General features: G+C 72.6%; 14 protein-coding genes. 4 read left to right on the forward strand and 10 right to left on the reverse strand.

All coding sequences use genetic code 11. From position 1 onward, the window contains the following. Nucleotides 1–19 precede the first annotated feature (19 nt). The 7 genes from ACFWBN_RS26600 to ACFWBN_RS26630 form a co-directional block, all read right to left on the reverse strand. Nucleotides 20–1,150, reverse strand: a complete 1,131-nt coding sequence (locus ACFWBN_RS26600; protein WP_385179772.1) for an LLM class flavin-dependent oxidoreductase — start codon at nt 1,148–1,150, stop codon at nt 20–22. An 11-nt stretch (nt 1,151–1,161) separates the two neighbouring features. Beyond that, nucleotides 1,162–2,208, reverse strand: coding sequence for an LLM class flavin-dependent oxidoreductase (locus ACFWBN_RS26605; protein ID WP_385179776.1), 1,047 nt, complete (start codon nt 2,206–2,208; stop codon nt 1,162–1,164). Beyond that, on the reverse strand, nt 2,205–3,584 hold the full coding sequence (locus tag ACFWBN_RS26610; RefSeq protein ID WP_385179779.1) for an NtaA/DmoA family FMN-dependent monooxygenase: 1,380 nt from the start codon (nt 3,582–3,584) through the stop codon (nt 2,205–2,207). Before ACFWBN_RS26610 ends, ACFWBN_RS26605 begins: the two co-directional genes overlap by 4 nt. Before the next feature lie 53 nt (nt 3,585–3,637). After that, nucleotides 3,638–4,825, reverse strand: a complete 1,188-nt coding sequence (locus tag ACFWBN_RS26615; RefSeq protein ID WP_385179782.1) for an LLM class flavin-dependent oxidoreductase — start codon at nt 4,823–4,825, stop codon at nt 3,638–3,640. A gap of 148 nt (nt 4,826–4,973) precedes the next feature. Then, complete coding sequence (locus ACFWBN_RS26620) at nt 4,974–5,990, reverse strand: ABC transporter substrate-binding protein (RefSeq protein ID WP_385179785.1); 1,017 nt, start codon at nt 5,988–5,990, stop codon at nt 4,974–4,976. 83 nt (nt 5,991–6,073) lie between these two features. Continuing rightward, complete coding sequence (locus tag ACFWBN_RS26625; protein ID WP_385179788.1) at nt 6,074–7,042, reverse strand: amino acid ABC transporter permease; 969 nt, start codon at nt 7,040–7,042, stop codon at nt 6,074–6,076. 165 nt (nt 7,043–7,207) lie between these two features. After that, nucleotides 7,208–11,005 carry a helix-turn-helix domain-containing protein gene (locus ACFWBN_RS26630; RefSeq protein WP_385179790.1) on the reverse strand — a complete coding sequence of 1,266 codons (3,798 nt, stop codon included), beginning with the start codon at nt 11,003–11,005 and terminating at the stop codon, nt 7,208–7,210. A 275-nt stretch (nt 11,006–11,280) separates the two neighbouring features. Between ACFWBN_RS26630 and ACFWBN_RS26635 the strand changes: the two genes are divergently transcribed. After that, a complete protein-coding gene (locus ACFWBN_RS26635; protein ID WP_385179793.1) occupies nt 11,281–12,345 on the forward strand; it encodes a nitrous oxide reductase family maturation protein NosD in 1,065 nt (354 codons plus the stop codon). A 35-nt stretch (nt 12,346–12,380) separates the two neighbouring features. Then, a complete protein-coding gene (locus ACFWBN_RS26640; protein ID WP_385179796.1) occupies nt 12,381–13,442 on the forward strand; it encodes a methyltransferase in 1,062 nt (353 codons plus the stop codon). 94 nt (nt 13,443–13,536) lie between these two features. Here ACFWBN_RS26640 and ACFWBN_RS26645 read toward each other — a convergent pair whose 3' ends face one another. Together ACFWBN_RS26645 and ACFWBN_RS26650 are read right to left on the reverse strand one after the other, a co-directional pair. Continuing rightward, nucleotides 13,537–13,797, reverse strand: a complete 261-nt coding sequence (locus ACFWBN_RS26645) for an acyl carrier protein (protein WP_385179799.1) — start codon at nt 13,795–13,797, stop codon at nt 13,537–13,539. 13 nt (nt 13,798–13,810) lie between these two features. Next, nucleotides 13,811–14,929: a SchA/CurD-like domain-containing protein gene (locus ACFWBN_RS26650; protein ID WP_385179802.1), complete on the reverse strand. Its 1,119-nt coding sequence runs from the start codon at nt 14,927–14,929 to the stop codon at nt 13,811–13,813. A gap of 148 nt (nt 14,930–15,077) precedes the next feature. Here ACFWBN_RS26650 and ACFWBN_RS26655 point away from each other — a divergent pair, with 148 nt between their 5' ends. Both ACFWBN_RS26655 and ACFWBN_RS26660 read left to right on the forward strand, forming a co-directional pair. Next, nucleotides 15,078–16,772 carry an FAD-dependent oxidoreductase gene (locus ACFWBN_RS26655; protein WP_385179806.1) on the forward strand — a complete coding sequence of 565 codons (1,695 nt, stop codon included), beginning with the start codon at nt 15,078–15,080 and terminating at the stop codon, nt 16,770–16,772. Nucleotides 16,773–16,967: 195 nt separating this feature from the next. Continuing rightward, the gene (locus tag ACFWBN_RS26660; protein ID WP_385179809.1) at nt 16,968–17,657 is read left to right on the forward strand and encodes a TetR/AcrR family transcriptional regulator; all 690 of its coding nucleotides are present in this window, start codon (nt 16,968–16,970) and stop codon (nt 17,655–17,657) included. Here ACFWBN_RS26660 and ACFWBN_RS26665 read toward each other — a convergent pair. Next, nucleotides 17,624–18,265 carry a TetR/AcrR family transcriptional regulator gene (locus ACFWBN_RS26665; protein WP_385179812.1) on the reverse strand — a complete coding sequence of 214 codons (642 nt, stop codon included), beginning with the start codon at nt 18,263–18,265 and terminating at the stop codon, nt 17,624–17,626. The two genes, ACFWBN_RS26660 and ACFWBN_RS26665, sit on opposite strands and share 34 nt — an antisense overlap. Nucleotides 18,266–18,306 lie beyond the last annotated feature (41 nt).

Genomic DNA, 18,306 nt, shown 5'->3' on the forward strand with positions numbered 1-18,306 from the left:
CTTCCGTCACATCCGCCGGTCAGCGGCGGCGCTGCCACTCCTCGGCCAGGAGGCGGTACGAGCGCACCCGGTCCGCGTGGTCGTGCGTGATCGTCGTGATCAGCAACTCGTCCGCCCCGGTGGCCTCCTGGAGCCGGTCCAGGTGGTCGGCCACGGTCCGCGCGGAGCCCACGAACTGGGTGTCCACCCGGTCGGCGACGAGCGCCCGGTCCGCGTCCGACCAGGGCAGGGCGCGGGCCTCGGCCGGAGTGGGGTACGGGATGGCGCCCTCGGCGGTGCGGATGCTGCGCACCCACGGCGCGTACCCGGTGGCCAGCTTGCGGGCCGTCTCGTCGTCCTTGGCGACGACCACGTCGGCGGACACCGTCAGATACGGCCGGTCCAGCTCCGCCGACGGCTTGAAGGCGGCCCGGTACCCCTCGGCGGCCTCCAGCACCGAAGCCGGGCTGACGTGGTAGTTGGCCGCGAAGCGCAGCCCGTTGCGGCCGGCCGTCTCCGCGCTCACCCCGCCGCTGCTGCCCAGGATCCACACCTGTACGTCGGCCCCCTCGCCGGGAACGGCGTGCGCCTCCACCCCCTCCGGGGTGCGGTACTCGCCGCGCAGCAGGGCGAGGACGTCGTCGACCTGCTCGGCGTAGTCCTGCGGCTGGGCGCCGGGCAGGTTCAGCAGCTTCTGCTGGAGGGCCACCCGGGGATGGCCCAGCAGGTGCGCGAAGGAGAACCGGTCGGGGATGCGCAGCCCGTTCGGGGTGTATCCGCCGACGACCGGGGTCGCGGGCGGTGCGGGCTCGCCCGAGCGCGGCTGGGGCCGCCCCGCCGAGCGGCCCAGGCCCAGGTCGATGCGGCCGGGGTGCAGGGCGTCGATGAGCCCGAACTCCTCGACCGTCGACAGCGCGGTGCGGTGCCCGAGCTGCACGGCGCCGGAGCCGAGCCGGATGGTGCCGGTCGCGGAGGCCGTCAGGGCCAGGACGACCGCCGGGGAGGTCCCGGCGACCCCCGGATTGAGGTGGTGCTCGGCGAACCAGTAGCGCGCGTAGCCGAACGCCTCGGTCCGCCGGGCGAGGTCGATGCTGTTCCCGAGGGCCTCGGCGGCGGTGGAACCGGACGGGACCGGGACGAGGTCGAGGACCCCGAGGGGGATGCCGGACATGGCCGGGCTCCTTAAAGGTCGGTGAAGGAGGGGTCGGGGATCGCGCGGCGCAGCACCGGGGCGATCTCCGACTGGAACAGTTCGAGGGAGGCGCGGTGCTGCGCGTGCGTGAGCCCGCCCGGCTCGGCCTGGAGGTGCAGCGCGGTGTGGCCGAACTCCTCGTGGTAGCGGTGCACCTTCTCGATCACCTGTTGGGGGCTGCCGATCAGCGCCGAGCTCCGCTCGACGAAGTCCTCCAGGGTCGGGAAGACGGGGTCGACGCCCTGGGCCCGGTGCGCGGCGAGGTACCGGGCGAAGGCCGGCCGGTACGCCGCGACCGCCTGCTGGGAGGTGGGCGCCGCGTGGTAGCCGGCCGTGCCCGCGCCGACGACGGCGTGCGCCGGATCGTGCCCGTAGTGCTCCCAGCGCTCCCGGTAGTGACGGATCAGCGCGGCGTACGGGCCGATCGGATGGGTGACGTTCGCCGAGAAGAGCGGGTCCCCGTAGCGGGCGGCGAGGTCCACGGACTCCCGGCTCGTGGCACTGCCGTGCCAGACGCGGATCCTCGGCTGGAACGGCCTCGGCAGGACCTCGGCTCCGTCCAGCGACGGGCGGAAGCGGGGCTCGGCGCTCACCTTGTCCTCGCGCCAGATCCGCCGGAACAGCTCGTAGCCCTCGGCGTTGCGCTCCCACTGGTCCTCGGGGGTCACGTGGAACAGCTCGCGCTGGGCGGTTCCGTTGCCCTTGCCGATCATCAGCTCCAGACGGCCGTCGGACAGGTGGTCCAGCGTCGCGTAGTCCTCGTACGCCCGTACCGGGTCCAGCAGGCTCAGGGTGGTGACGGCGGTGAACAGCCGGATCCGGCGGGTCAGCGCGGCGATGTGGCCGAGCACCACGGGCGGTGAGGACGACAGGAACGGCCGCTCGTGGCGCTCGCCCACCCCGAAGCCGTCGAAACCGAGCTCCTCCGCCAGCAGCGCGCTGTCGACGACCTCGCGGAACCGGTCACGGGTGGGCGTGTGGGCCCCGGTCACCGGGTCCGGGGAGTCCGTGATCAGGGTGATGGCCAGGAACTTCACGAGCCCGCGGCCTGTCGGGCGGGCGCCGCGCCGGGCACGGCGAGACCGAGGTGGTCGCGCAGGGTGGTGCCCTCGTACTCGGTGCGGAAGACGCCCCGCTCCTGGAGCAGCGGGACGACGGTGTCGGCGAAGGCGTCGAGGCCGCCCGGGGTGATGTGGGGGACGAGGATGAAGCCGTCGGCCGCGTCCGCCTGCACCAGCTCGTTGATCGACCCGGCGACCGTGGCGGCGGAGCCGACGAAGGTCTGGGCGCCGGTGGTGGCGATCACGAGCTCCCGGATCGACAGGTTCTTGGCCTCGGCGAGCTCGCGCCACTGCCGGGCGGTGTCGAGCGGGTCGCGGAACTGGCGGACGCTCGCCCGGCCGAGGGCGATGGTGTTCTCGCCGACCTCGGGATCGATGTCGGGCAGCGGGCCGTCCGGATCGTAGGCGGACAGGTCCCGGTTCCAGACGTGCTCCAGGTACTTGATCGCGGTCTGCCCGCTGACCTGCAGGCGCCGCACCTCGTGGGCGGTCTCGTGCGCCTCGGCGTCGGTGTCGCCGAGGATGAAGGTGGCCGCCGGCAGGATCTTCAGCTGGTCGTGGGTACGGCCGTACGCGGCCAGCCGGCGCTTGACGTCGGCGTAGAACTCCCGGCCCTCGACGAGGGTCCCGTACCGGCCGAAGATCGCGTCGGCGGAGGCCGCGGCGAACTCGCGGCCCTCGTCGGAGTCGCCCGCCTGGAAGATCACCGGCCTGCCCTGCGGGCTGCGCGGCACGTTGAACCGGCCCTCGATGTCGAAGTGCTGCCCCCAGTGGGAGAAGGCCCCGGCGCGGGCGTCGCGCAGGAAGGCGCCCGAAGCGGCATCGGCGAGGATCTCGCCGCCGTCCCAGGAGTCGAAGAGCTCGGTGGCGGTGGCCAGGAACTCCTGGGCGCGGGTGTAGCGGTCCTCGCGCGGCAGGAATCCGCCGCGCCGGAAGTTCTCGCCGGTGAAGGCGTCCCAGGAGGTGACGACGTTCCAGGCGGCGCGGCCTTCGGAGAGGTGGTCGAGGGTGGCGAACTGGCGGGCCACCTCGTAGGGCTCGTTGAAGGTGGAGTTGATGGTGCCGGTCAGGCCCAGGCGCTCGGTGACGGCCGCCAGGGCGGCGAGCACCGTGAACGTGTCGGGACGGCCCACCACGTCCAAGTCGTATATCTGTCCGCCCTGTTCGCGCAGCCGCAGACCCTCGGCGAGGAACAGGAAGTCGAACTTCGCGCGCTCGGCGGTCTGCGCGAAGTGGCGGAACGAGTCGAAGTCGATGTGGCTGCCGGCCGCCGGGTCGCTCCACACGGTGGTGTTGTTGACGCCGGGGAAGTGGGCCGCGAGATGGATCTGCTTGAGCGGCTTGGTGCTCATGGTTCGTCCTTCCGGAAGGTCCGGGGTTCCGGCTTCGGGTCCGGGGGCTCGGGTCAGGCGGCGGGGCGCGCGGCGTAGCGGTTGGCGGGCCGGGCCAGTCCCAGCAGGCCGCGCAGGGTGTCCGCCTCGTACGCCCGGCGGAAGGCACCGCGCCGCTGGAGCTCCGGCACCAGCCCCCGGGTGAGGGCGGGCAGGTCGTGGGCGAGCACGCCCGGCCGCAGCCGGAAGCCCGACAGGCCCGCTTCCCGGCGCTCCTGGAGCAGGTCCGCCAGCTGCGCGGGGGTCCCGGCGAAGACCGCGGTGCCATCGGCGTACGCCGCGTCCGCGTCCGCGTCCGCGCCCGTGCCCGCGAGCGCGTCGAGGCGGCCCAGGCGGTCGCCGGCCGCCGCGTGGTCGTCGTCCAGGAATACGGTCAGCTCCCCGAACAGGTGCAGGGGTTCGGCCGAGAGCCCGGCGGACTCCCTGGCCTGCCGGATCGCCGTGACGGCGGCCCGCGCCTCCCCGGTGTCGCGGGCGGCGACGTATCCGACATCGGCGGACCGGGCGATGAGCCCGTACGCCGCGCCGCCGTCGCCCAGCGCGCTCACCAGCGGCTGCCCCTGCGGCGGGCGCGGGGTGATGGAAGGCCCCCGAACGGCGAAGTGGCGGCCCTCGAAGTCGATGTGGTGCAGCTTGTCGCGGTCGACGAACCGGCCCGTGGCCACGTCGCGGATCTCCGCCTCGTCCTCCCAGCTGTCCCACAGCCGCCGGATCACCTCGACGTGGTCGGCGGCCTCCTCGTACAGCGCTGCCTCGGGGAGGGGGACGGGGCGGCGGCCGAAGTGCCGTGCCTCGTACGGGAGTCCGGAGACCTGGATCCGCAGGCCGGCCCGGCCGCGGCTCACGTGGTCCAGGGTGGCGATGGCCTTGGAGATGTGGAAGGGCTCGGTGTGCGTGGCGGTCACGCTCGGGACCAGCCCGATGTGCCGGGTCAGCGGCGCGACCCGGGCGGCGGTCAGCACCGCGTCCAGCCGCCCGCGGACCCGGTCCGCCCGTCCGTCGGGCCCGTCCGGGGAGGAGGACTGGAGGGCGAGGCCGTCCTCGAAGGTGACGAAGTCGAGCAGGCCGGCCTCGGCCTCGGCGACGAGACCGGCCCAGTAGCGGGCGGTGAACAGTTCGGCGGGCCGGGCACCCGGCTCCCGCCAGGCAGCCGGGTGCGCGCCCGCGCCGTCGAGGGCGACGGCGAGATGGAGTTCGGACACGGCGAAAACCGCCTTCCTGATCGGGCGTGAGGAAAAGGGAAAAGGATGCGGGAACGCGGAAAGGGACCTTTTCGACGACGCTACGCCCGATGGCGGGGCCATACAATGACCGGAATATTAAGGGAATTTGGCGACCGTGTTGCCCGGCTCACGAGTTGGTCGACGGCAGGCCGGGCGGGTTCACCTCGGAGGTGGTGACGGCCTCGTCGGACAGGTTCCAGGCGGCCAGCAGCTTCGCGTACTGGCCGTCCTTGATCAGGTGGTTGATCGCCTCGGCCACCGGCTTGGCCAGCCCGCTGTCCTTCTTGGCGGTCGCCGCGATCAGGCCCTGGAGCGTCTCGCCCGCACCCGAGAAGGAACCGGCGCTGCGGGTCGGGGCGTTGCCGCTCGCGGTCTGGGTGAGGTGGTACGCGATCGACGGGTTGGGGCCGAAGTTGAGGTCGATCTTCTTCCCGCTCAGGGCCAGATAGGTGCTGTTGGCGTCAGGGAAGTACTTGACGGTGATGTCCTTGCCCTCGGCCTGGAGCTTCTTCTGCCACTCCAGCAGGATCTTCTCCTGGTTGGTGCCCGAGCTGACGGCCACCGTCTTGCCCGCGAGGTTGCGGTAGTCGCCCCCGAAGGTCCAGGGGTCGTCCTTCAGCGCCTCGAAGGCCAGGTTGTCCTGCCGGTAGGAGGCGAAGTCGTACTTCTTCTTGCGCTCCTCGGTGACCGTGACGTTGGTGAACGCCACGTCCACCTTGCCGCTGTCGATGCCCACGAAGAGGTTCTCCCAGGTGGAGTTCTTCACCACGGGCTTGAGCCCGAGGGCCGCGGCCACCAGGCGGCCGAGGTCCGGCTCCGCGCCGGTGAGCGTCTTCTGGTCGGTGCCGACGTACGCCAGCGGCGGGAAGCCGGCGGGCAGCGCGCCGACCCCGATGACGAGCTCGCCGCGCTCGCGGACGTCCGCGGGCAGTTGGGCGCGCAGGGACTCGACGACCGGGACGGACAGTTCGGCCTGCTGCGCGGCGCCGTTGGACACCGTGCCGACGGTGACCTTGCCGGAGCCCGGTCCGGTGGCCTCGGCGTCACCGCCGCACGCGGTGAGGCCGGAGGCGAGGGCCACGGTGGCGGTCGCGGCGCCGAGGCCGCGGACAAATCTGGTGCGCAGGGCGGAAGGGCGTCGCATCGTGTTCCTTTTCATGTTCATGTTCGTGTTCGTGTTCACAGGGAGGGGCAGGAGGAGGGAAATGAGCGCGGGGAGGCGGGAGTTCAGGGCGCACGGAGGCGGCCGCGCAGGGTGCGCAGGCCCGCCCGGGCCCGCTGGAAGGGGGTGGGCGGCAGGGTGCGCAGGGCGCCGCGCGCGTAGTACCGCTCCACGTAGAACTGGACGACGGAGACGAGGCTGGTGAGGACCACGTACCAGACGGTGGCCACCAGCAGCAGCGGCACCACGTCGCCGGAGTAGGTACTCGCCAGCCCCTGCACCGAGCCGAACAGGTCGAGCAGGGACACGTAGAAGACCAGCGAGGTGGCCTTGACCAGCCCGATCAGCAGGTTGACGTACGCGGGGACGATCGCCCGCAGTGCCTGCGGGAAGACGATCCGGGCGAACTGGTGCCGCTTGGGCAGGCCCAGCGCGGCCGCTGCCTCGTGCTGGCCCTGGTCGACGGAGAGCACGCCCGCCCGGACCACCTCGGCCGCGTACGCCGCCTCGGCCAGGCTCAGCCCCACGACCGCCACGACCATGTCGGTGGCCAGCCGGGATTCGTCGAAGCTGACGAAGGCCGGGCCGAAGGGGACCCCGATGCTCAGCGTGGGGTAGAGCGCGCTGAGGTTGTAGAGGAAGAGCAGGACGACGATCAGCGGCACGGAGCGCAGCAGCCAGATGTACGTCCAGCACACCCACCGCAGCACCGGGTTGGCGGACAGTCGCCCGAGGGCGAGCAGCACCCCGCCGGCCAGGCCGAGGACCGCGCTGTACGCGGTCACCTGGAGGGTGATCCACAGCCCGTCCAGGATGGCCGGCCGGAGGAACCAGTACGCGAAGCGGTCCCATTGGTAGAAGGGGTTGGTGAACAGCCCGTGCGCGGCCTGGGAGACCAGGACCAGCACGACGGCGCTGCCGATCCACCGTCCGGGCCGGCGGAGCGGGAGGACCCGTTCGGGCGGCCCGGGCGGCCCGGGCGGCCCGGAAGGGCCGGCGGGCGCGGCGAGGGGGAGTGATTCTCTCAGGGACACGGCAGCAGCCTGGATTCGCCGGAGAATCGCTGTCAACGGTCCGGATATCGATATCCGTGCGAGCGTGCGCATTTTCATCCGCCGTACACACAACGCCTCTTGGTGAAATAAAACCGGGCTTTCGTTTACAGCCGGCGAGGAGTTCCGGGCGCCGGGCGAGGCGGCTCAGGTACCGTCCCGCAGCCGGTCGATCGCCGACAGGCGGGCTCCGACGTCCAGGCCCCACAGGCGGACGGTGCCGTCGGTGCTGCTGCTCGCCACCGTGCGGCCGTCGGGGGAGAAGGCCACGCTCCACACCGCGTTCGCGTGGCCCGTCAGCGCGGCCACCGGCCGGCGGGCCGTCACGTCCCACAGCCGCACCGTACGGTCGTTGCCGCTGCTGGCCAGCGTGCGGCCGTCGGGGGAGAAGGCGATGCCCCGCGCGGAGCCGGTGTGGCCGGTCAGCGATGCCTCCGGACGGTGCAGCCGGGCGTCCCACAGGCGGACGGTGCCGTCGTTGCCGCTGCTGGCGAGGGTCCGCCCGTCCGGGCTGAAGGCCACGCCCCGTACCGCACCCGTATGGCCCGTGAGCGCGGCCAGCGGCCGGCGGCCCGCCACGTCCCACAGCCGGACCGTCAGATCGTCGCCGCCGCTGGCGAGGGTGCGGCCGTCGGGGCTGAACACCACGTCGTTCGCGAAGTCCGTGTGGCCGGTCAGCACGGCGAGCTGCCGGCGCGCCGGCACGTCCCACAGCCGGACCGTGCCGTCCGAACCGGCCGAGGCCAGCGTGCGCCCGTCCGGTGAGAAGGCCACCGAGAACACCGTCCCGCCCTGGCCGGTGAGGGTGGCCGCCGGTGCGCGCGCCGCCACGTCCCAGAGCCGGATCGTGCCGTCGGAGCCCGCCGACGCCAGCAGCCGCCCGTCGGGGGCGAAGGCCACCGCGAAGACGGTCTCGGAGTGCCCCGCGAACGCGGCCACGGCCCGGCGCCCGGCGACGTCCCACAGCCGCACCACGTGATCCGCCTCCGCGGTGGCCAGCAGTCCGCCGTCCGGGCTGTAGGCGGCGTGCCAGACCTCGGTGAACGGACGCGACGTCAGCACCGCGCCGCGCAGGTCCCACAGGACCACCGACTGGTCGAAGCCGGCCGTGGCCAGCACCGCGCCGGCGGAGTCCACCGCCACCCCGAGCACGTAGTCGGTGTGCCCGGCGAGCGTCGCCGTCAGCCGGCCGCCGCGCACGTCCCACAGGCGGGTGGTGCCGTCGCCGCTCGCGCTGACGACCGTGGTCCCGTCCGGGGTGTAGGCGACGCCGTTGACGTCGTCGCTGTGGCCCGTCAGGGTCGCGGCCGGCCGCCGCTCCGCCACGTCCCACAGCCGTACGGTCCGGTCGACGCCCCCGGTGGCGACCGTCCGGCCGTCCGGGGCGAACGCGGCTCCCAGCACCTCGTCCGTGTGCCCTTCCAGCACGGCCAGCTGCCGGGCCTCCACGGGGTCCCACAGCCGTACGGTGCGGTCGGCTCCGGCCGAGACCAGCGTCCGGCCGTCCGGGGCGTACGCCAGGGCGTTGACCTTCCCGGCGTGGCCCGTGAGGGTTCCCAGGGCCCGGTGACCGTCCCCGGCCTCCCAGAGCCGGACGGTCCCGTCGGCGGCCGCCACGGCCAGGGCCCGCCCGTCGGGGGCGAAGGCCACGGCCCGGGCGCCGGCGGTGCTCGCCGGGAGGACCCCCGCCGTCCCGTGGCCCACGGTGTCCCACAGCCGCGCCGGGCCGTCCGTGGACACGGCCGCGAGGGTGCGGCCGTCGGGGCTGAAGGCGACCGCCCGCACCCGCCCGGCCAGGGTGAAGGTGGCGAGCGTCCGCCGGTCGGCCACCCGCCGCAGGGTCACGGTCCCGTCCGAACTCGCCGTGGCGAGCGTGCCGTTCCCCGGGGCGAAGGCCACCGCGTTCACCGGTCCGCCGTGCCCGCCGAGCCGGGCGACGAACGGCTGGGCCTGGGTGCTCAGCAGCGCGCCCCGGGCCTCGGTCGTCACGGCCGTCCGGTACGCCTCCCCGGCGAGCAGCATCGACGCCTCCGGCTGGCCCGCGGCCAGCGCCGTGGACTGCAGCGCCAGCGCCCGCGAACGGGCGACACGCTCCTGCCCCAGCGCACCCGCCCGCTGCTGGTACGCCAGCCCGCCGGCGCCCACGGCGAGGACCAGCAGGACGACGAGCGTGGCCAACATCCCCTGCCGCAGCCGCACCTGGCGCCGCGCCTGCCCCGCCCGGGCCGCCTCGCCGGCCCGGCTCGCCCGGAGGAAGGCCGCCTCCAGCGGGGCGAGCCGGCTCCGGCCGCCGAGTCGATCGGTCGCTCCGGTCGCTCCGGTCGCACCGATCGCACCGGCCGCACTGGCTCCATCGGCTCCATCCGCCCCATCGGCCCAGGACAGGGCGGTGTCCAGCCGGGTGCCGCGGTACAGGGCGGAGGGATCGCGGCCCTCGCGCTCCCATTCGGCGGCGGCGTGGGACAGCTGCTGGTGGATCAGGAGGCCAGCCCGGTCGGCGTGGATCCAGCCGCGCAGCCGCGGCCAGGCATGCAGCAGAGCCTCGTGGGTGATCTCGACGGCCTCGCTGTCCATGGTGATCAGCCGGGCCCGCACGAAGGCGTCGAGCGCGGCCGCGGCCCGCTCCGCGTCGGCGAGCTGTTCCATCAGCGCGGTCCGGCTCATCCGGCGGCGGGTGGCGCCCGTACCGTCGGCCACGTGCACCAGCCGGACCAGGATCCGGCGGATCGTCCGCTGCTCGGCCGGGTACAGGCGGGCGAAGACCTCCTCGGCGGTGTGCGCGATCGCGCCCTGGATGCCCCCGGTGTGCTCGTACCCGGCGACCGTCAGGGTCGCCCCCGTGCGCTGCCGCCAGGTGCTCATCAGCGCGTGCGAGACCAGGGGCAGCGCGCCGGAGGGCGTTCCGGCGTCGCGCAGGAGCAGGGGGACCAGGCCCGGTTCGAGGGTGAGCCCGGCGAGCTCCGCCGGGCGCGTGATCGATTCCCGCAGCTCCGCCACGGACATCGGGGGCAGCACGAACAGTCCCTCGGTGAAGACCGAGGCGAGCTCCGGGAGGTCCAGGCAGTTCCCGGAGAAGTCGGCCCGTACGCCGAGCACCACCACTGCCGGGTGGTCGGGCCCGCCGCCCGCCGGGCAGGAGGCGGCCAGCGCCGAGAGCACCCGTACGAAGGCGCGCCGCTCGTCCTCGTCGGAGCAGAGGGTGAACAGCTCCTCGAACTGATCGACGATCAGCACCGGCCGGGCGGGCGGAGACTCCCCGTCCCGCCCCCCGTCCCACAGCCGGCGGACGGCTTCGAGCAGCACCCGGGGCCGCTCCCGCACCTCCCGCACGCCGATGCCGGTATCGCTGCCCAGCACCTTCGCGGTGCAGTCCAGCAGCTCCTCCAGCGGATGCGCCGTGGGGGTGAACCTCACCACCGGCCAGGTGTAGGCGCCCGCCATGGGGAAGCCGCCGGGGCGCCGCAGGGCCGGTACGAGGCCCGCGTTCAGGAGGGAGGACTTGCCGGCGCCGGAGGGGGCCACCACCATCAGCGGGCCGCGCCCGGTCCGTTCGAAGACCCGCTCGACCAGCTCGGCCGTCGCCCGCTCCCGGCCGAAGAACCAGCGGGCGTCCTGCGCCGTGAAGGCCGGCAGACCGCGGTACGGGCACGCGCCCTCCGGCGGCGGCTCCGTCTCGTGTGCCATCCGCAGCAGTTCGCCGCCCGCCCCGAGCACCTCGTCGCAGCGGCGCGCGACATCGGCCGTCACGGGCTTCGCACCGGTCTCGATCTTGCTTAGATAGCCCTTGCTGTAGTGCGTCCGCCGGGCCAGGTCGGCCAGCGACATTCCCCGTTGCACCCGCAGACGCCGCAACTGCGCGGGGAAGGGCGGGACGGTCGTGTCCGCTGATTCGAGCTGGTGATCGGTATTCCGCCGGCGGTCCGGATCCCCCACAGCGTCCCCCATGGCACGGAGCCGCCCGGGCAGCGGGACGGCAGGCCCAGGTTACCGCGAGGGTCGGACGTACGGCCCGGTCTCGGGAGCGGTATGGCGAAAAGAGGAACCTCCGGTGCCGCTGGGGACGACGGCCCCGTTGGAGCCGGTCCACAGCTTTGCGGTCGCACCGCCGGCGACGGCCGTACACTCCGACGGCCCTCAGAATGAGGCCGTTTGCCCACCGGAGGTATCCATCCGCTCACCTAATGTGGCGAGAGGCGGTGATCGCCCATAACTTCGGGATCGTGACGAACCGACAGTTCACGGTCCTCGCATGCATCTCAGTCGTCATGGCCGCAGGCCTCGGCGTGGCAACGCCGCCCGCCGCCGCGGCGGCCAGACACGTGGTGCATCCGGGAGAATCGATCCAGGAAGCGGTGGACGCCGCACAGCCGGGAGACAGCATCACCGTGCTCGCCGGCACCTACCACGAGAGCGTGCACATCACGAAGCCCCTGACCCTGCGCGGGTCCGGAGCCAAGACCGTGATCACGCCGCCGGTCGCGCCCGTGCGCGCCGACAACGCCTGCGCACAGTCGGGCAACGGTATCTGCGTCATAGGGACCGCCGAGAAGACCGTCGACCGGGTGACGATCCGGCAGCTGAAACTGACGGGCTTCAAGAAGAGCGGCATCTGGGCCTCCTACACCGACCGGCTCAGGGTCGAGCGGGTGACCGCCGAGAAGAACGGGACCTGGGGCATCGCCCAGGAGCGCTCCACCCGCGGGGTGTTCCGGCGCAACCTGGCCCGCGACAACGCGGAGTCCGGCATCTTCCTCGCCAACACCATCCAGCGCGAGGGCGGCGCCACCGACACCCTGGGCGCGGTGGTCGACGACAACATGATGACGGGCAACCGGATCGGGGTCACGGTCCGGCGGGTGCGGAACCTCTCCGTCACCGACAACATCCTCACCGGCAACTGCGGCGGGGTGTTCGTCGTCGGCGACGAGGGCGAGCCGGGCGCCGGGGACATGACCATCAGCGGCAACGAGATCCACGAGAACAACAAGTTCTGCAAGGGCAACACCCGCCTCCCCGACATCCAGGGCGTCGGCATCGTCCTCACCGGAGCCGAGGAGACGACCGTCCGTTCGAACTCCATCCGGGGCAACGTGGGCTCCTCGCCGCTCTCGGGCGGAATCCTGCTCTTCAAGAGCTTCGTGGGCGCCACGAACACCGACAACGTCATCCAGGACAACGACGTACGCGACAACCTGCCGGCCGACCTCGCCAACACGGGGACCGGATCCGGCAACAGGTTCCTCGACAACCGGTGCGTGACGTCCCAGCCCGCAGGGATGTGCTGACCCGTGCTCCCCCTCCTCAGGCGAATCGAGGCCGAATGACCACGGTAAGTCCGACCCCCACACCCATCCCCACCCCCACCACCCCGGACGCCCAGCCGGCCATGCGGCTGCGCGAGCTGGTCTTCGGTGCGGCCTGCGCCGCCGCCGTACGAGCGGCGGCCCGCCTCGGCGTGGCCGACGCGCTGGGCGAGTCGCCCGCCACGGCGGACGAGCTCGCGGCGGCGGTGGACTGCGAGCCGCAGCCGATGCGCCGGCTGCTCCGCGCCCTGTCCTGCTACGGGATCTTCGCGGAGACGGCGGACGGAGAGTTCGTCCACACCGAGATGTCACGACTGCTGCGCGAGGACGATCCGCACAGCCTGCGCTACATCTCCCTGTGGTGCACGGAGCCCTGGACCTGGCAGGCCTGGCCCCGGCTCGACGACGCGGTCCGCACCGGCGGAAGCGTGTTCCACGAGCTCTTCGGCAAGGGGTTCTTCGACTACCTGCACCAGGACGCGCACGAATCGGCCCACGTGTTCAACCGGGCCATGACCACGTCCAGCATGCAGTCGGCCCTGGACGTCGCGGAACTCCTCGACCTCACCGGCGTCTCGGTGGTCGCGGACATCGGCGGCGGCCAGGGGCACGTACTGGCGAGCCTGCTGGAGAAGCACCCGGCCGTACGGGGGGTCCTCCTCGACCTGCCGGGAGTGGCGGCCAAGGCCGACCCGCGGCTGCGGGAAGGCGGTCCGCTCGCCGACCGCGCCGTCATCGTGCCCGGGGACTGCCGCGAGGCGATCCCGGTCGAGGCCGATCTGTACATCATCAAGAACATCCTGGAGTGGGACGACGACAGCACCCGCAGGACCCTGCGCAACGTCATCGGGGCGGCCCGCCCCGGGGCCAGGGTCGTCGTCATCGAGAACCTGGTGGACGACACCCCGTCCATGAGGTTCACCACGGCCATGGACCTGATGCTGCTGCTCAACGTGGGCGGCGCGAAGCACACCAAGCACAGCCTGGTCAGCCGGATCGCGGACGCCGGACTGGTGGTCGGCGAGATCCGGCCGGTCAACGCCTACCTGCACGCGTTCGAGTGCGCCGTGCCCGGCTGATCCCGGCGCCCATCACATCGCACGCCGCACGCCGCACGCCGAACGCCCCCGAGACCGGCCCGGAGCCGGTCTCGGGGGCGTTGCGCGGGTGGCGTCAGGTCGTGCCCGTCATGAGGCTGTTGTTGACGAGGTCGAGGAACTCCCGCGGCGACTTGCACCGGTCGGCGTCGGCGGGGAGCGGCCGGCTGTGCCGGGTCTCCAGCTCCCCGACGATGCCGAGGAGCCCGAGGGAGTCGAGGCCCCACTCGTCGAAGCCCGAGTCGGGGCGGCTCGCCATGGCGGCGGGATCGACGGTGATGCCGGCGCCCTTCTTCATCAGGGCGGCCAGTTCTTCCATCGTCAGTCGAGCGGTCATGACGGCCATCTCCTCAGTCTTTCACCGGCGTACGCCGGTCGGTGATCAGACGCATTTCGGAGCGCGCGAGGAACTGCGAGATCTCCAGGTCGGTGGTGGGGACGCCGTCCTTGGCGCTGTCGAGCAGCCGGGCGAGCACGGCCGCCTTGTGGCCGCCCTCGACGCCGAGCGCCAGGGCGGGCCGGGCGGCGAGCGGACCGCGCATGTCGAGCAGCCGGACGACGAAGTCGTCGCGCTGGAAGACGGTGCTGGCCTCGATCGGACTCTCCGGGTCGTCCACGGCCGCCTCGTCCTGGTCGGCCAGCAGCCGGGCGAGCGCCATGCCCGACCCGTCCTTGGCCGGGTAGAAGAGCGCGTGCCGCCGGATGTTCGCGGACTCGGGGCCGCCGGCCGCCACGTGGTGGACGGCGGGGAGCGCCGCGCGGGTGAAGAACAGCCGGGCCGATGCCGGATCGGCCAGGTCCCGGTCCTGCTCCAGGTACGGGTTGATCGCCTCCTCCAGAGCCCTGACCTCGGGCTGTAGGGCCACATGGCGCAGGGCCGCGAGGAGGTCGCCCTCCACCTCGACCGCCCGCACGACGCGGTTGCCGTGCATGAAGAGGGAGGTGCGGCGCAGCCGGGTCTTGTCGTCGACCCGGGCCTGCGGGGAGGTGTAGCCGGCCAGCAGCTCCGCGACGACGGACTCGCTGCCGGGCTTGACGGTGAAGGTGAGGGCGTGGCGTACGACGCCGTCGCCCTGCCGGGGGGCGGGTGCCGGGGCGAGGGAGGCCAGCCGGTCGGGTGCCGGGGTGTTGCCGGTCACCCGCATCACGCTGAACCGAAGCGAGCGGGTGTCGCGCACACAGCCGTGCAACGGCTGGACCGAGGCGACGTGGTCCTCGCTGTTCAGCCACGCGAGGAAGCGGGGGGCGCTCTCCCATTCGCTGGTGATGAGCCACTGCGAGGGGTTCTCGATCGACTGGCACAGCTCGTCGCTGATGTGCCCGGGGACGGACGCCACCTGATTGCGCAGGCGTTCGTACACCTGCAGGAACTGGTTCTGAGCCCCGTCGTACAGGTCCAGCAGCAGTACGACCCGAAGCCTCGAGCCGTCGAAGGCGGACTGGGATATCCGTTCAGACAAGGTTGTCATCGTTCACACTCCTTCGAGACTTCGCGGTCGCCAGGGGGCGACGCCACCCGAACCCGATCGTTGTCCGGTACTGCCATCGGCGCGAGAGGGGAGCACCAAGCGGGTGAACGGGCGAGGGAAGAGCCCTCGTAGAGGGCATGGAAGAGCCATGAAGGAAAACGTCGACCACCGCGTCCCTGTCCTCATCGTGGGCGGCTCGCTGGTGGGCCTGTGCACCTCGCTCTTTCTGGGCCGGCATGGCATCAGGCACATGCTGGTCGAGAAGCATGCGGGCACCTCTTCGCACCCGCGCGGACGCGGTATCAACGTACGGACCATGGAGCTGTTCCGGGTCGCCGGTGTGGAGGCCCGGATCCGTGAGGCCGCCTCGGTCCTGGCGGACAACCACGGAATCATGCAGGGCGGCTCACTGACCGGCGACGACATGGAGTGGCTGTTCGAGGAGATCGACCCCGGGGGCGCGCTCGCCCGCTTCAGCCCGTCGGCGTGGTGCCTGTGCAGCCAGAACGACATCGAGCCGGTCCTGATGTCCGTGACCCCCACCCTCGGGGCGGAGCTGCGGTTCTCCACCGAGCTCCTCTCCTTCGCCCCCGACGACACCGGTGTGACCGCGATCGTGAAGAACCGGGAGACCGGGGAGCACAGCACGGTGCGCGCGGACTACCTCGTCGCCGCCGACGGGCCGCGCAGTCCCGTCCGGGAACAGCTGCGCATCGGCCAGAGCGGCCACGGAGACCTCTTCCACAACGTGAGCATCACCTTCCGGTCCCGCGGCCTCGCGGAGGTGGTCGGCGACCGGCGCTTCATCGTCTGCTACCTGACCAAACCCGACGCGGACGGGGCCCTGCTGCCCGTCGACAACCGTGAGCGGTGGGTCTTCCACGCGCCCTGGCACCCCGACCGGGGCGAGACGATGGAGGACTTCACCGACGAGCGCTGCGTCGCGCACATCCGGCGGGCCGTCGGCGCGCCGGACCTGGACGTCGAGATCACCGGCAAGGCTCCGTGGCACGCCGCGGAGCGGGTCGCCGAGCGGTACGGGGCCGGGCGGGTCTTCCTCGCCGGCGACTCCGCCCACGAGATGTCCCCCACCGGGGCGTTCGGCTCGAACACCGGCATCCAGGACGCGCACAACCTGGCATGGAAGCTGGCCGCGGTGCTGAACGGCACGGCGGGCCCGGGACTGCTGGAGACCTACGAGGCCGAGCGGCTGCCGGTCGCGCGGGCGACGAGCGAGCGCGCCTCGGCCCGCTCGGCGGAGCACAGCCACCCCGGGTACGAGCCCGCCCCCGACCCGGCCGGCGACGCGGCCACCGGCTCGGTCAACGGCTCGGGCAGCGGCTCCGCACCCGCCGCGCGCGGCGGCGGACGGCAGGGCGGGGTGCTGTCCGTGGCCATGGGCTACCGCTACCGGGAGGGCGCCGTCCTGGGCACCGACCCGGAACTGCCCGTCGTCCCCGAACGGATGAGGCTCGTCGGCGATCCGGGCACGCGCGCTCCGCACATGTGGCTCACCGAGGCCGGCGAGCGCAAGTCAACCGTGGACCTCTACGAGCGGTCCTTCGTCGTGCTCAGTGCCGATGGCACCCCCTGGCGGGCGGCGGCGCGGTCCGTCGGCAAGCGGCTGGAGATGGACCTGGGCGCGTACGCGATCGGCACCGGCCCGGAAGCCGACCTGGTGCCGCAGGACGGTGCCGACTGGGCCGAGGTCCACGGCACGACGCCGGCCGGCGCCGTCGTCGTCCGCCCGGACGGCTTCGTGGCCTGGCGCTCGGAGGACGCGGTGGACGATCCGGAAACCGTCCTCCACAAGGTCATGACCACGCTGCTGGCCCGGACCTGACCTGGCCTGCCCCGCCCCTCCTTTCGATCCCCCTGCACCGCCGGAGCGCGGGCGGCGCAGGGGGATCGGCCGTTTACGGCGTCAGGAGGGGCGGTGCACATCACTGAACCGGTTGGTTCAGCTTGTCGACGGAACGGTTCAGTTCATATACTGGCGCCCCTCGCCCGCGACGCAGCAGATTCGAAGGACACCCCCATGGACGCCGAGACGACGAACGCCACGGACGAGTTCGGGATCCCGATCATCCCCGGCCCCTCCGACGCCGCCCAGCGCAAGCGGCAGGCGATCATCGACGCGGCGGTCACCGAGTTCCTGGCCGAGGGCTACTCCGCGGCCTCCATGGACGCCATCACCAGCCGCTCCGGCGTGTCCAAGGCGACGATCTACAAGCACTTCGGCAACAAGGAACGGCTCTTCCTCGCGGTCATCGCGGGCATCCTGCCCCAGACGTACGCGGGCCTGGAGCCCTGCAGCTCCACCCTCGCCGAGGCCCCCGACCTGCGGGAGGCGCTGATCCGGCTGCACACCGACTGGGCCGCGGTGCTGCTGCGCCGCGACATCATGTCCCTGCGCCGCCTGGTCATCGGCGAGACCGAGCGCTTCCCGCAGCTCGGACAACTCTGGTACCGGGTCACGTTCGACATGAACAACGGCCCGCTGACCGAGGCCGTGGTCGAACTCAACGAGCGCGGGCGGCTGGACACCCCCGACCCCGCGCTCGCCGTCCAGCAGCTGGTCGCCTCCACCGTGGGCGTGCTCCAGCTCGTCCACACCTTCGCCCCCGGCTCGGAGGTCGACGAAGCCGAGCTCACCCGCGTCATCTCCTCGGGCGTGGACCTCTTCCTGGCGCGCTACGCCGTCCCGCCCGCGACCTCCGTGCTCTGACGCGCCGGCTCGTCGCCGACGAGGCTCGCGACGTGCTCGGTGATCGTGTCCAGGATGTCCGCCGAGGCCGGGACGGCGTCCTTGCCGAGGACGAGCAGGCTCAGGGTCAGCCCGTCGGTCATGGCCGCCAGATAGCGGGCCAGCGTGGGGGCCGGGACGCGCAGCTCGAAGTCCATGCTCCGGCCCAGCTCCTCGATGAGCCCGGTGTAGGTGTCGGCGTACAGCTCGTACTGGCGCCGCGCGAGGTGCTCGAAGCCCGGCTGGCGCAGCGCGTACTGGGTGAGCTCGTAGGTGAGCATGTGCTCGCCGGGGTGCGCGTGCACGTGGTCCCAGTACGCCTGGAAGCCGGCCCGGACGGTCTCCCGGAGGGTGGCCCGCGGCCGGATCGCCTCCTTCACCACCGTGATGTAGTGCTCCGTGATCGCCTCGATGACCGATTCCAGCAGGACCTGCTTGGAGTCGAAGCAGTAGTGGAAGACGCTCAGGGACACGCCCGCCTCGGCGGCGATGGACCGGGTCGTCGTCCTGGCGACCCCGTCGCGGGTCATCGCGCGGATCGCGGCCTCCGTGAGCTGCCGGCGCCGCTCGGCCAGGGACTGCCGTGCCATGGGGTTCCCTTCGCGGATCGGGGGAGGCGGCCGGGGAAAGC

It is taken from the genome of Streptomyces sp. NPDC059989 (assembly GCF_042736975.1).
Lineage (GTDB): Bacteria > Actinomycetota > Actinomycetes > Streptomycetales > Streptomycetaceae > Streptomyces.